Source organism: Paenibacillus rhizoryzae, assembly GCF_059686995.1.
Genome location: NZ_JCAALT010000004.1, coordinates 105,748 through 119,185, shown reverse-complemented (window position 1 = coordinate 119,185; position 13,438 = coordinate 105,748). Strand labels below are relative to the sequence as shown.

General features: G+C 49.1%; 12 protein-coding genes. All 12 read left to right on the top strand.

The window, feature by feature from the left end; genetic code table 11:
- Positions 1-41: 41 nt before the first annotated feature.
- Complete coding sequence (locus tag AC6ESO_RS13145; protein ID WP_497091728.1) at positions 42-476, top strand: protein-tyrosine phosphatase family protein; 435 nt, start codon at positions 42-44, stop codon at positions 474-476.
- A 94-nt stretch (positions 477-570) separates the two neighbouring features.
- Positions 571-1,128 (top strand): Hcp family type VI secretion system effector, encoded by a 558-nt coding sequence (locus AC6ESO_RS13140; RefSeq protein WP_497091727.1) that lies wholly within the window; start codon positions 571-573, stop codon positions 1,126-1,128.
- A 114-nt stretch (positions 1,129-1,242) separates the two neighbouring features.
- Positions 1,243-1,827, top strand: a complete 585-nt coding sequence (locus AC6ESO_RS13135; RefSeq protein ID WP_497091726.1) for a TMEM175 family protein — start codon at positions 1,243-1,245, stop codon at positions 1,825-1,827.
- Between the two features lie 127 nt (positions 1,828-1,954).
- Positions 1,955-3,451 (top strand): spore germination protein, encoded by a 1,497-nt coding sequence (locus tag AC6ESO_RS13130; protein ID WP_497091725.1) that lies wholly within the window; start codon positions 1,955-1,957, stop codon positions 3,449-3,451.
- Complete coding sequence (locus tag AC6ESO_RS13125; protein WP_497091724.1) at positions 3,448-4,533, top strand: GerAB/ArcD/ProY family transporter; 1,086 nt, start codon at positions 3,448-3,450, stop codon at positions 4,531-4,533. Before AC6ESO_RS13130 ends, AC6ESO_RS13125 begins: the two co-directional genes overlap by 4 nt.
- Complete coding sequence (locus AC6ESO_RS13120) at positions 4,530-5,636, top strand: Ger(x)C family spore germination protein (protein ID WP_497091723.1); 1,107 nt, start codon at positions 4,530-4,532, stop codon at positions 5,634-5,636. Before AC6ESO_RS13125 ends, AC6ESO_RS13120 begins: the two co-directional genes overlap by 4 nt.
- Before the next feature lie 156 nt (positions 5,637-5,792).
- Positions 5,793-6,653 carry an iron uptake system protein EfeO gene (gene efeO / locus AC6ESO_RS13115; protein ID WP_497091722.1) on the top strand — a complete coding sequence of 287 codons (861 nt, stop codon included), beginning with the start codon at positions 5,793-5,795 and terminating at the stop codon, positions 6,651-6,653.
- Between the two features lie 6 nt (positions 6,654-6,659).
- The gene (gene efeB, locus AC6ESO_RS13110; RefSeq protein ID WP_497091721.1) at positions 6,660-7,961 is read left to right on the top strand and encodes an iron uptake transporter deferrochelatase/peroxidase subunit; all 1,302 of its coding nucleotides are present in this window, start codon (positions 6,660-6,662) and stop codon (positions 7,959-7,961) included.
- Positions 7,962-8,088: 127 nt separating this feature from the next.
- Positions 8,089-9,795: an FTR1 family iron permease gene (locus AC6ESO_RS13105; RefSeq protein WP_497091720.1), complete on the top strand. Its 1,707-nt coding sequence runs from the start codon at positions 8,089-8,091 to the stop codon at positions 9,793-9,795.
- Positions 9,796-9,947: 152 nt separating this feature from the next.
- Complete coding sequence (locus tag AC6ESO_RS13100; protein ID WP_497091719.1) at positions 9,948-10,640, top strand: response regulator transcription factor; 693 nt, start codon at positions 9,948-9,950, stop codon at positions 10,638-10,640.
- Positions 10,633-11,961 (top strand): sensor histidine kinase, encoded by a 1,329-nt coding sequence (locus AC6ESO_RS13095; RefSeq protein ID WP_497091718.1) that lies wholly within the window; start codon positions 10,633-10,635, stop codon positions 11,959-11,961. Before AC6ESO_RS13100 ends, AC6ESO_RS13095 begins: the two co-directional genes overlap by 8 nt.
- A gap of 76 nt (positions 11,962-12,037) precedes the next feature.
- Positions 12,038-13,432: a hypothetical protein gene (locus AC6ESO_RS13090; RefSeq protein ID WP_497091717.1), complete on the top strand. Its 1,395-nt coding sequence runs from the start codon at positions 12,038-12,040 to the stop codon at positions 13,430-13,432.
- Positions 13,433-13,438: the final 6 nt, after the last annotated feature.

The following is a 13,438-nucleotide window of genomic DNA, read 5'->3' as shown; positions in this document are numbered from 1 at the left end:
TAGTCTGGCAGAGTCAGCAAAACGAGAAGGAGCCATTATACATGAAACAGAATAACTATCAAGCCTTAATCCATGATCGAATCTTTATGGGCGGAGCTGCGGATGTAGAGGATATGATCAAGAACGAAGAGGTGGATGTCGTCATCGACTTGCGTGCCGAGGCTACCGGCTGTGCGTATGAGGGTGCGGCTGTCGATTGGATTCAAATCCCGCTTGGCGACAATACGGCTGAAGACCATCTCCTATTTAAAAAAGCAATTGATGAAGTTGTTGGTGCGTATAAGAGCGGCAAGAAGGTAGCGTTCCATTGCGCCGGCGGCGGTGGCCGAACAGGTGTAGTCGCAGTGGGTACACTAATCGAGCTTGCCCAAGCAGCCGGAATTGAAGAAGCGGAAGCGAAGGCAATCGATATTCGTGCCAAAATCAATATAAAACCACCGCAGCGTGTAGCGCTTGAGAAGCTGTACGGGAAGTAAGCGTGCAGCAATTTCGAGTTTGAAACGAACAGTTATTGTCATACTCCTTTTGTTGATACATAATGTATCTATAACGAAGGAGGAGTGATCATTTTTGAAGAAGCTGCTATCGTCCGTCTTGATTGCTTGTTTATGGCTAGCTACGCTCAGCATTGTACCGGCAAGTGCGGCAGCACCGAGTAACGGCAGCATATTGCTGCAGCTTGATGGGATATCCGGCGAATCTACCATGAAAGGGTATGAGAAGTGGAGTGCAATTACAGGTGCTTCTTTCTCCATAACCAGTCAGGGCTCCGTTACTGCAGGTGCAGGTGCAGGTTCAGGGGCTGGTAAAGTCAGTCTGTCCTCTCTCACCATTACCAAATCGACCGATGCAGCTTCCATACCGATCATGCTGACTGCGATGAAAGGCTTACATATTCCGAAAGGCAAGCTTGTCTATACACGCAATGCTGCAGATGGGAATCAACCATTCCTGATGCTCGAGCTTGAAGATGTAACCATAAACAGCTACACCTTCGATGATACCGAAGAGACCGCGGTGCTGAATTACGGTAAAATCAAGTGGACGTACTGGATTACGAATGCGAAAGGGATACGTACTCCGATCACAGGCGGCTGGGATGCTAAGAAAAATATACCCGCCGCTTAATAGACAAAAGAAGGCAGCCGCACCGGTTGCCTTTTTGTCGTGCGTGAAAAAGGGTTTCCGCCGAATGTGTCGAAACAACCAGACATACATCTATAAATGGAGAGTGCGTGCAAGTTGAAAGCAAATCGAATGGAAGCGTTCAGCGATGGCGTATTAGCCATCATTATTACGATCATGGTGCTTGAATTGAAAGTGCCGGAGGGACACGAGTGGCATTCGCTGGTAAGTTTGGCTCCGAAGCTGCTCAGTTATTTATTCAGCTTTATCTACGTTGGGATCTACTGGAATAACCATCATCATCTGCTTCATGCCGTTCATACGATGAACGGAAAACTGATGTGGCTTAATATGCTGTTGCTATTCTGGTTATCTCTCGTGCCTTTCTCTACGGCGTGGATTGGAGAGAGTCACTTTGCTCCCACGCCAACAGCGTTGTATGGCATCGTGCTGCTGCTGGCCTCCCTTTCATATTGGTTATTGCAGCGCGCGATTCTGGGCCAGCATCCATCCGACTCTGCGATTCTGGCGGCGATGGGTAAAGATTTCAAAGGAAAGATATCGCCTTTGATCTATCTATTAGCCACCGTGACGGCCTATCTTAACGCATGGGTATCTTGCTTCTTCTTCGCGCTTGTTGCGGTGCTTTGGTTTGTGCCCGATAAGCGAATTGAACGCGTGTTGCTGAGAAAGTCAAATTAGAAGGGAAAGCCGGTTCGATCAGTGCTCTGATCGAACCGGCTTTTTTGCGTTGTGGCCGAATTTTCATAATTATAAGCTCGGCTGCAAACAATAAGGAAATAATTAACTTTCGGCAGGCGGTGATGGCATGTTTCGCTTCAAGAAAACAATCCGGAAATCCGGTAAACCACAATCCGTTGAAATGGAATCCGGAACTCTCGATAAGAAGATTGCCCAAATTCAGAACTATTTTGTACAAACCGAAGATCTGAAGATGCAGAAGCTCGCATGCTCGAATCAAAACTGCGCATTGATCTATCTGGAGTCACTTGTACAATCGGCTTCCATTCAAACGCTTGTCATTGATGCATTGCTGGAATCCAGCCCCGATGATATCGAGCAGAAGTTAACTGCAGTCGAAGTCAAAAAGTCATCCGATTTAATCCAAATCGGAAAATATATGCTTGAAGGACATTGCGTCATTGTAACGGAAAGTGACTCGGCCGCGATCGTGATACCCGTAGCAAAGTCGCAAGACCGAGCCATACAGGAACCGAAAGGCGAGCAGATCATCAAGGGAGCACATGATGGATTTATCGAAAGCTTGAGTACCAATCTATATTTGCTTCGCACCCGCATGACGAATCCAAAATTAAAAGTGAAGTACCTTACGCTGGGCCGTGTGACAAATACAAAAGTCGCGATGATTTACATGGCTGGCTTTGCGGATCCCAAAGTCGTTGCAGAATGCGAGAAACGTCTTTCCTCAATCGATCTGGAATATCTGTATTCCACAGAAAACATTGATGAGATGCTCGAAGAACATCCGCTCTCACCATTTCCGCAAGCGCTGCAGACCGAGAGGCCGGATAGGACGGTAGCTTACTTAATGGAAGGCAAAATCTCAATTTTCGTCGATGGTAATCCTGTCGCTTTGATACTGCCTATTACGTTCTTCTCCTTTTTTCAGACACCGGATGATTACAACAGACGCTGGATTATCGGGTCCTTTTACCGGTTGCTTCGTTTAGTTAGTTTTCTATTAGCCATTTGCTTACCGGCCATCTATATCGCTACCGTATCGTACCATTCTGAAGTGCTGCCGATCGGAATTCTTTATTCGGTAAAGGTGGCGTTAACTTACGTTCCTTTACCGCCTATATTAGAAGCGCTTGTTATGCAAATCATTCTGGAGCTGCTCAAAGAAGCTGCTATCAGGCTGCCCTCGCCGATTTCCCAAACGATCGGTATTGTAGGCGGTTTAGTCATCGGTACGGCTGTGGTAGAAGCCCAATTGGTATCGAACACGATGATCGTCGTCATCGGGCTGACTGCGATTGCGTCTTTCGGCAACCCAGTCAACGAATTTGGAACCAGTCTTCGGGTATTGGGATTTCCCATGATGATAGCTGCATCTTTGTTTGGTTTTTTCGGCATTTCCATAATGCTGATGCTGATCTTTATTCATCTCTGCAAAATCGAAACAATGGGAATCCCGTATTTTGCGCCGTTCGGTCCGTTTCAAGGAAAAGAGAATTTTAAAGATGTGTTGCTCAGACTGCCGCTGTGGATGGTCAATAAAAGCTCGCGAAAAGCGGAAGGCCTCGTTAAGCAGACGATATTCGGGAGGTGGAAGCGTCCATGAAAATGAGCATAAGCAGAACCCAGCTGTTTTTTTTGATTATCAAAACGCAAATTGGAATAGGCTTATTATCCTTGCCCTCTGAAATTCAGAGCATTGCGAATGGAGATTCTTGGATTTCGGTTCTTTTGGCCGGAGCAATTATCCAGATTTTGCTATTCGTCTATTGGCGACTGCTCAAGAAATTTCCGAATGAAACCTTGAGCGAAATTATAAATCGCCTGCTTGGGCGATATGTGGGAAAAGTGATCAATCTCGTTTATTTTGGCTTCTTCGTATTCATCGCGGCGTATGCATGTTCACTCTACGTACAGCTGATCCATACATGGATGCTGCCTTTAACTCCGGGATGGGTATTGCTTCTGCTTATCGTCGGGACGAGCGTTTATTTGGCCCATGATAATTTACGTGTTATCGCAAGGTTTTTTGTCTTAGCTTCAGTGCTGTTCCTTGTGTTGCTTCTAATCAGCATTTTAAACTTTAAGAATAGTATACATATTACGAATATATTGCCTATAGGCCATACAGGTATGCTGCGAATGTTTAGGGGAAGCGACAAAACGTTCTTCTCCATGCTTGGGTTTGAGGTGACACTATTTTTCTTCTCCCATGTACAAGATAATAAGAAAGGCATGTTTACCTTAATTTCATTAGCCAATTGCTTTGTTACGTTTTTTTATACCTACTTTGTTTTCATCTGCCTGATCGGAATTACTCCAAAGGCGTTAGATTCGGTGAATGAACCGGTCTTGTTTATTTTAAAAGGGTTGTCCTATCAGCTGTTTGATCGAATAGACCTTATTTTCTTAACGATTTGGATTATTCCGATGACCGCCACGATAGTTTCTTATTTATGTATCGCCGGAAAGGCCATAACCGCCAAAGAAAGCTCCTATCGGAAACTGGTTTGGTTCAGCGGGGGAATTGTATTCACTGCGGCGTGGTATTTATCGACAATTGAAAATGTCGATCCCTTTAGTAAATGGCTGGAATATGGATACTTAGTTATGATTGCAGCAGTGCCTGTGTTGTTGTGGCTGGGATCCTTCCTTGTTAAATATCATGCAGAGGTCGGTTCAACATGAGAAGAGGATTATTGCTAACGGTTTGGATCTCATTATGCTCGATGATCCTTTCAGGATGTTGGGACAGCCAATATTTATCCACTAAAAAAATGGTAAACGGACTTAGCCTTGATATTGCCAAAGACAACTCCTTAATGATGACAATCAGAGCCATCCAGCTGAAGAGTAAAGGCGGCGGCCAATTCGATGTAAAAGATCAAGAGATGCAGGCAACCGGGGAATCGACATATAGTGTAGGAAGGAAAATCGACAGCATGCTTCCCGGTACCGTCGAAGCCACCAAAACACATATTATCATCGTTGGAGAAGAACTGGCCAAACAAGGTTTATTAGCACCTTTGGAATATTTTTACCGCAATCCGAAAGGATATCTGAATTCGAATATTCTTGTAAGTAAAGGCGTTGGGGCTGAAGTTTTATCGTTCAAAAAGATTGACAATAGCCCTATCGCCTTTGGCATTATGCAGTTGATTCATGGAGCAGTCCGTTCGACAGTCGCTCCGGATCAAACCCTGTATTCGATCTGGAGTCAACTGTTTGATCCGGGAGAAGACATGATTCTGCCTATCATCTATAAATTAGGAAATAAAGCGCTAGTCGTTGACAGTGTAGGACTATTCGATGGAGATAAATATTCAGGTGCCTCTTTGTCTAATGATGACAGCATATTATTATTGCTCCTGCTCGGTAAATTGAACAAATTTGCAAACTTGAATATCCCCATAGACAATAGCTTGCTTACCCTGCAAACGAGAAAAATGAAGCGAGCTATCCATTTAGCTGTTAATAAGAAAACGTCAGAGATCGAGTTTGTCGTAAAGGTAGATCTCTATGGCGTTATTAGCAGTTTTCCGAACCATCTAGGCCAAGAAATCGATCGAGAGCAAGTAGAGAAGGAAATTAGTGAAAACCTAAACAAACGCGCCATGGGCGTAACAAGCAAGTTGCAGAAAGCGAACTGCGATGCATTTGGCATTGGAAGAAGGCTTAAAGCCCATCATGCCAAGCTGTGGAAAACCACCGATTGGAAGAAAACATACAAGGAAGTAAAGATAAGGACGGAAGTCCAAGTCCATATTAAAAGTACAGGCATTATTAAGTAAAAGGAGCCGGCGCGCAAGCGCAGGCTCTTTTTTGTCGATGCCGGGAATGAGTAAGATTTTATGTAATTTTCACCAGTAGTTCACAACTGGCATTTACGATATTATATGTATGGGCTTATAATGAGATTGATTATCATTACTAGGGGGAAATAATAGGTGAAAGCGTGGTATAGAGGTGCAATTCTAATTACTGCAGCAGCAATTGTATTGTCCGGCTGCGGTAAGAATGACAACAAAACGACTAATGTGTCCAATGCGACGAATGCAGCAGCTGCGAATGTAGAAGGAACTGCTGACCTAACGGAGGCGCAGGCTAAATATCAGACTTACGGCATTGAACAGTGCGATCTACTGATCGCGGATACGGAGAAATTAGTAACGGCCGTGAAAGCAGGCAATATCGATCAGGCTAAGAAGCTTTATGCCCCTGCACGTATGTATTATGAACGTATAGAACCGATCGCGGAGTCGCTTGGCGATTTCGATCCGAATATCGATGCACGTGAAGGCGATGTGGCGGATGCGGACTGGCGCGGATTCCATCGCATTGAGAAAGCGCTGTGGGCCGATAACACGACTGACGGCATGACAGAGTACGCGGATCGCCTGCTCAGCGATGTTAAAGCGCTTCGCGCTCTGATGGAAACCGTTGAAGTGGACAGCACGATGCTTGTGACCGGAGCCGTGGAACTGCTTAACGAGGTTTCCTCCTCGAAGGTAACCGGGGAAGAAGAGCGTTATTCCCGCACGGACCTCTATGATTTTGCAGCTAATGTAGAAGGCGCGAAGAAAATCTATGAACTGCTGAAGCCTGCGCTTGCGAAGAAGGATGCCGATCTTGAGAAACAAATCGGTGAACGTTTTACGGACCTGGAAGGTCTTCTGGATAAATACAAATCAGGCGATGGTTTTGTCTTGTTTACCGAGTTGAAGGATGCGGATACCAAATCGTTAAGTCAATCTCTTGATGCGCTTGCAGAGCCGCTTTCACAGATGGGAACTATTTTGGGGGCGTAATGGGATATGAAGGACCTGGATAAGAAGAAGGGGCGGCCCGAAGAGGGGCAAGGCGGAATTTGGAAAAAGCCGGTCAGTCGGCGTGATTTGCTTAAGATGGCCGGAATCGGCGGAGCCGGACTTCTGCTGGGCGGCCTTGGAACAGGCGGGCTTCTGGAAGCAAGCGGGCGTCTGCTTGGCAACGAGACCCCGTCGTCCGAAGATGAGACTGTTGCGTTCTACGGTCCGAATCAGGCGGGCATTGCGACGCCTTCTCAGAATTTTGTTTGTTTTGCCGCATTCGATTTGAAAACAACGGATATTGCGGATGTACGCGAGCTGTTCAAGAAGTGGACGGAAGCTTCCGTTGCAATGACCCGCGGACAACTAATCGGAGAACCGGTCCATGAGAACGAGAACGTGCCGCCGACCGATACCGGAGAAGCGGTTGGACTGAATGCTTCCCGGACGACGATTACGTTCGGGGTAGGACCAAGCTTCTTCGACGAACGGTTCGGTCTTGCAGGGAAACGCCCGGCGAACTTCGCTGAACTGCCGCTCTTTAATGGAGATGCGCTGCGTGAGGAATGGACAGGTGGAGATATCGGCGTACAAGTGTGCGCCGATGATCTGCAGGTTGCTTTCCATGCGGTTCGCAACCTCGCCCGCATAGCGCGCGGGAAGGCCGTGCTTCGCTGGACGCAAGAGGGCTTTCAACGGACGGGTCAGTCGGATCCGTCCGGAGGCACGCCGCGAAATCTCATGGGCTTCAAGGACGGTACCGGCAATCCCGATATTCGCGATGCGCAGACGATGAATGAGGTCGTTTGGGCCGGGGCGGGCGATGGCGCTCCTTGGATGGCTGGGGGAAGCTATATGGTGGTGAGGCGCATTCGGATTCGCGTTGAGGTGTGGGATCGTTCGACGCTTAAGGATCAGGAAGATACCTTTGGCCGCCATCGGCACAGCGGAGCACCGATTGGCAGTCAGAATGAGCTGGATAAGGTGGATCTTGCCGCGAAGGATGAGAAAGGAAAACCGTTAATCCCAATGGATTCCCATGTGCGCCTGGCAAGAGGCGACAGCTCGATTCGGATACTTCGTCGCTCCTACTCGTACTCCAGCGGACTCGATAATGTGACCGGACAATTGGATGCGGGCCTGCTGTTCATCAGCTATCAACGCGACATTGCCAAACAGTTTATTCCAATGCAGCAGCGGCTTGCGACCGACAAGCTGAACGAATACATCCTTCACCATGGAAGTGCCGTATTTGCTTGTTTCCCAGGCGTACGCAAAGGCGGCTATATTGGGGATACGCTGTTGTGATCAGAAGGGGAAAAGAAACATGAAGTTTAGGTCTCATCCATTAAAGCATTGGATAAAGCGGGGAGCGAGCGTGCTCCCCATTGTTTTTATAGCACTTATGCTATGGTTTCCTCTGGGAAGCATAGCGATGGCAGCAGGCGAACAAACTCCAGTTGAGCGTATGCTCCCTCTGATCGGCGATGCCCTTGTAGATATCGGTCAAGAGAAGTTTACGGAAGCGCAGGATGCGTTAGCTGAGGCGAACCAGCTGTGGGTAGACGTTCAAGCCGACAATTCGGACTTGGCTGCGAATGTGAATTCGACACTTGCTCTCGCTTCCAAAGCGGTAGCGGATGCGAAGGGTGATCCGGCTGCAGCGAAGAAAGCATTGGCAGCAGCCGCGAAGGCGATCAATGCCTACTCCAAAGCGAACAGCAGCAAGTCGCAGATGTCCGGTCCTGAAGCTGCGGCAACGCTGATTCCCTTGTTGGAGCAGTTGACTACGCATATTAAGGCTGCTTCTTGGTCAGCAGCGAATGCGGATTACAGACAGATCGACAGCGGCTGGAAGAAGATTGAACAGCCGATTCGGGGCGATAATGTTACGGTATACGCTTCACTTGAGACGAGTATGAGCATGATTCGAATTGCACTGCGCTCGGACCCTCCGCGCGCCGCGCAGGCGGAGTCGGAAACCGCTGCATTGCTGAAGCAGGTTAAGGATTACGCATCCGGCAAAATCGCGCAGGCTTCCGTGGATACGAGTTTAACGCTTACCGATGCATTCGAGGCGCTGAATCAAGCGGAGGCGGATGCGAAAGCAGGGCATGCAGCGGAAGCGAACGGCCAGATGCAAGCTTTCATCCGGATGTGGCCGAGCGTTGAAGGGGATGTTCAGCTGCGATCGGCAACCGTTTATCGCGATATCGAGAATCGGATGACGGAAGCGGCCGGTTATCTGCTATCTGATCCGCCTGAAACGGAGAAAGCCAGTACGACTATCGCAGAAATGAAGGAACAGCTGGCACCGATGCTGGAGGAAGCGACTTATAACGCTTTCGATGCAGGAGCGATTTTGCTCAGAGAAGGGTTTGAGGCGATCCTGGTTCTGGCGGCTCTCATCTCGTATTTGAACAAAGCCGGGCACGCGGATAAGCGCAAATGGATCTGGGGCGGAGCGGGTACGGGGCTGCTGCTGAGCGCCATCATGGCAGTCGTGCTGACGTATGCGGTTTCGCAAGCGATATCAGGCACCATGCGGGAGAAAATCGAAGGCTTAAGCGGTCTCGCCGCGGTTCTCTTCATGCTCTTGGTGGGAAACTGGCTCCATAATAAATCGAATATCCGCGCATGGAATGCTTTCATCGATAAGCAAGTCGGAGGCGCTTTGGCAAGGGGAAGCTTATGGTCTTTGTTTGTCGTATCGGGGCTTTCCATCTTCCGTGAAGGCGCAGAAACGGCTATATTCTATGTCGGAATGGCTCCGTCGATCGATCCGATGCAAATGCTGCTCGGTATCGCGGTGGCGCTGCTGTTGCTCCTGATTCTTGCCGTACTGATGATCAAGTACAGCGTGAAGCTGCCGCTTCGTCCGTTCTTCCTGTCGGCCTCGGCATTCATCTACTTGCTGGTGTTTCGGTTCATCGGCGAGAGCATTCATTCGCTGCAAGTGGCAACATGGGTACCGGCTCATTCGCTGCCAAGAAGCTTCTCCGTGAATGCACTGGGGATCTACCCGACCCTTGAAACCGCTATTCCGCAAGCTGCTCTGCTTCTATATTTGCTCATTCGGTATAGTTCCGTCTTTATCATCGGTGCGCGCCGAGCAGGAATGACCAAAACCACTCTAAAATAAACATGATTAAGCTTAATCCAATTCCTGAAAGGGGATAGATTAAGCTTTTTCGTTATGGCTTTTCAGATTTCTTTCATCTTTTGCAGGTATAATGATGGGAGCTATATTTTCGACTATTATAAGGGTCTACGGTTACATAGGAGGAACAGACGTTGCGGATATTGTTTGCGGAGGACGATGAGACGCTGGGAGAGCTGACAGAGCATCAGCTGCTGCGGCGTTATCATGTTGTGGATTGGATGAAGGATGGGGCAGAAGCGCGTCAAGCAATGGGTCCCGGCCGATATGACGTCTATGTGCTGGATTGGATGCTTCCCGGTGCAACGGGGATGGACCTGATTCGCGCTGCCCGGAAGAAGGAAGATCATACGCCGATTCTGCTGCTTACAGCGCGGGACGCCGTTCAGGATCGAGTAGAAGGATTGTTAGCAGGCGCGGACGATTATATGATCAAGCCGTTTGCGTTCGAAGAATTAGAAGCACGGCTTCTCGCATTGTTCCGACGTCAAGAACGTGTGATTCAATCCGATTCCTTGCAGGTTGGCGAGCTGGTTGCCCATTTGAATCGGTTCGAAGTGACGCGCGGTGGAGCCGCGATTACGTTAACCCGGCGAGAATTTCAGCTGCTTGTCTGCCTGATGCGTCATGAAGGGCAGGTGCTGTCGCGCGAGCAGCTGCTGGATCAAGTTTGGGGTGTGGGAGCAGAGGTAACACTGAATACCGTGGATGCCACGGTCAAGCTGCTTCGCAAGAAAGTCGATGGGCCGTACGGGCATAAATGCATTCACAGCGTATACGGCGCAGGCTACCGACTCTCGCAGAACGGCGGGGAGCATCATGTTTAAACGAACGCAGACCAAGCTGACACGGCAATTTTCAATCACGATCGGAATTATTCTTCTCGTTACCGTCTTCTTCGCGCATTGGATGGTCCAATATATCCTTACGTCAACGGAGAATAATCAGCTGCGATCACTTAGTCATCAGTATGCCAAGGATCTTCAACAACTGCTGGATTCGCCGAAAGCGGCTGTATTGTTTGACCAAAATATGAATGACAAGAAGCTTAACGAGGCTTTCTCGCCGACGGGGCTGCAACTCAATCAGATGACCTGGCTTGTTTCGGATCAAGGGGAAATTCTGCTTCAATCTCCCTGGGGGAAGAATGGCAGTCTTATTGCAAGCGACTTTCCCATTCTGCCGCTGCTTCCGAACATACTAAGCAAGCCGGATGATAAGTATCACAATGTGCGGTCCGATGGTAGAACGTTTCGCATTGGAGGGCTGACAATCAACGCCTCAACCGGTGATGACTATCGAGTCATCGTCGCGCAGGAGGTGACAAGCGACGTCGCCCTGCTTGTTCAATTGCGATGGGCGTTCGCAGGTTTTGCCCTCGTTATGCTGCTCGCGGGAGCAGCCGCCGGCTACTTGCTTGCAGGCCGGGCAATGGTTCCGATATTCCATGCTTACCGGCGCCAAGAGCAGTTCACGGCAGATGCATCCCATGAACTGCGTACTCCGCTCAGCATATTAAGGTCCTCCGTGGAGGTGCTTAATGAACAGCGAGAGACGCTGCCTGAGTTCTACCGGAATGTGCTTGCGAAATCAGGCAAGGAAATTCATCATTTGATCCGACTTGTCGACAATTTGCTGACGCTTGCACGCAGCGAGAACGGGCGGATTGAAATTATGAAGCGGCCGTTCTCGCTGCGCGGCATGGTTCTGCAAGTCTTGGAGCAGCTGGAGCCGATTGCACAGGGAAAGCAGGTGCGCTTGCTTTTAGCGGAAAGCTCCGAGACGGTGGAACGGGAATTTTGCGGCGATGAGGTGCGAATCAGGCAGCTAACGTTCATTCTCGCGGAGAATGCGATTCAGTACAATCGTCCGGGGGGCACAGTCACCGTTGCAATCGAATGCAGGCCGGATGAAGCCGCAATCATGGTAACCGATACCGGCATCGGCATTGCGAAGGAGCATTTAACCGGTATATTCGAGCGGTTTTACCGTTTGGATCAAGCTCGTACTCGCCGCTCGGAAGGGACGGGACTCGGTCTTGCCATTGCGAAGCAAATTGTTCTGTCTCATAGAGGAAGATTGCAGGTATGGAGTGAACCAGAGGTCGGCACAACGTTTCGCGTGAACATGCCGAACGTTTCAGATTAGTTTCAGAATGTCCCGATAGAATCAGTATTGTAACCGCCAGATGGGCGGAATTAAGGTACAGGAGGTTAACATCACCATGAACAAGAAGTGGAAGCTGGCCGGAGCGGCCATTGCACTGGCTGTAGCGATTCCGGTATCGGCATATGCGGCAGCGGATGGGGCAAGCCAGAAGAACCCGGACAAAAAATATCATGTGATTTCGATCAACAAAAGCGGCGTCAAATCGGAACGGAAGGATGCAAGAATTGACGTACTCGAACTCGCGGTGACGAAGCTCGGGCTGGACAAGGCAGCGATCGAGGCTGCGGCCAAAGCCGGCAAATCGCTTACAGACCTTGCGAAAGAGAAAGGGATCGCGATTCAGCCGATTATCGACGAATTGACTGCGCAGCTGGTGGCAGAGATACAGAAGTCCCGAGGCTCCGAGGGACAATTGACGGACGAAGAGAAGAACAATATTAATCTGAAAGTCACCACCGAAGTGAATCGGGTTGTCACCGTGCCGCTGTCTGAGCAGTTGAAGGATAATAAGAGCAATGCGGTTTATATCGAAGATCATGGAGGATTTGGAATCGACATCGCCGAGTTGACCGTGACGAAGTTCGGTCTGGACAAAGCTGCCTTCGAGAAAGCGGTCCAAGACGGCAAATCACTCACCGATCTTGCGAAAGAAAAGGGGATCGCGATTCAGCCGATTATCGACGAATTAACCAAACAACTGCTGGCAGGCATACAGAAGCCCAATGATGCCGAGAAGTTGACGGCTGAGGAGAAGAGCAATATCACGAAGAAGGTTGGCCTTGAGGCGAAGCGGATTGTAACCGAGCCATTGGCGGAGCAACTGAAAGCTGCTAAGCGTGAAGAGGTTATAAAAGTGGATCGCGGCGGCGTGGGAGTCGACGTAGCCGAAATTGCGATATCGAAGCTCGGTCTAGACAAAGCAGCCTATGTGAAGGCAGTCAAAGACGGCAAATCGCTCGCTGACCTTGCGAAAGAGAAAGGGATCGCGATTCAGCCGATTATCGATGACGTGACGAACAAGCTCTTGAGCAGCCTGCAAAAGTCTGACGACTCCGAGAAACTGACGGATGAAGAGAAGAATAATCGGAAGAAGAAGATCAGCTTCGAGGCAGCCCGGATTGTAAACGAGCCTCTGAATAAGCAACAGTCGGATGCTAAGTATGGTCTGAATATGAAAGCAGCGATCGAGTTCCTTGGACTGGATAAAGCCGCTCTCGAAGAACTTGTTCATTCCGGTAAATCCCTAACCGAAATCGCCAAAGACAAAGGCTTTACCCGTCAGCAGCTCATCGATGCTTTGCTTATTGACGTGGACGCGCAGCTGAAGAAACTTGTGGCTAACAAGCAACTGACTCAAGCAGAGGCAGATCGGGAGAAAAAGGATGCCCGTGCTTTCGTCGATAAGTTTGTCGATGACAAGCTTAATCTAAAGGGTAACTCTAAAAAATAAGTCTAC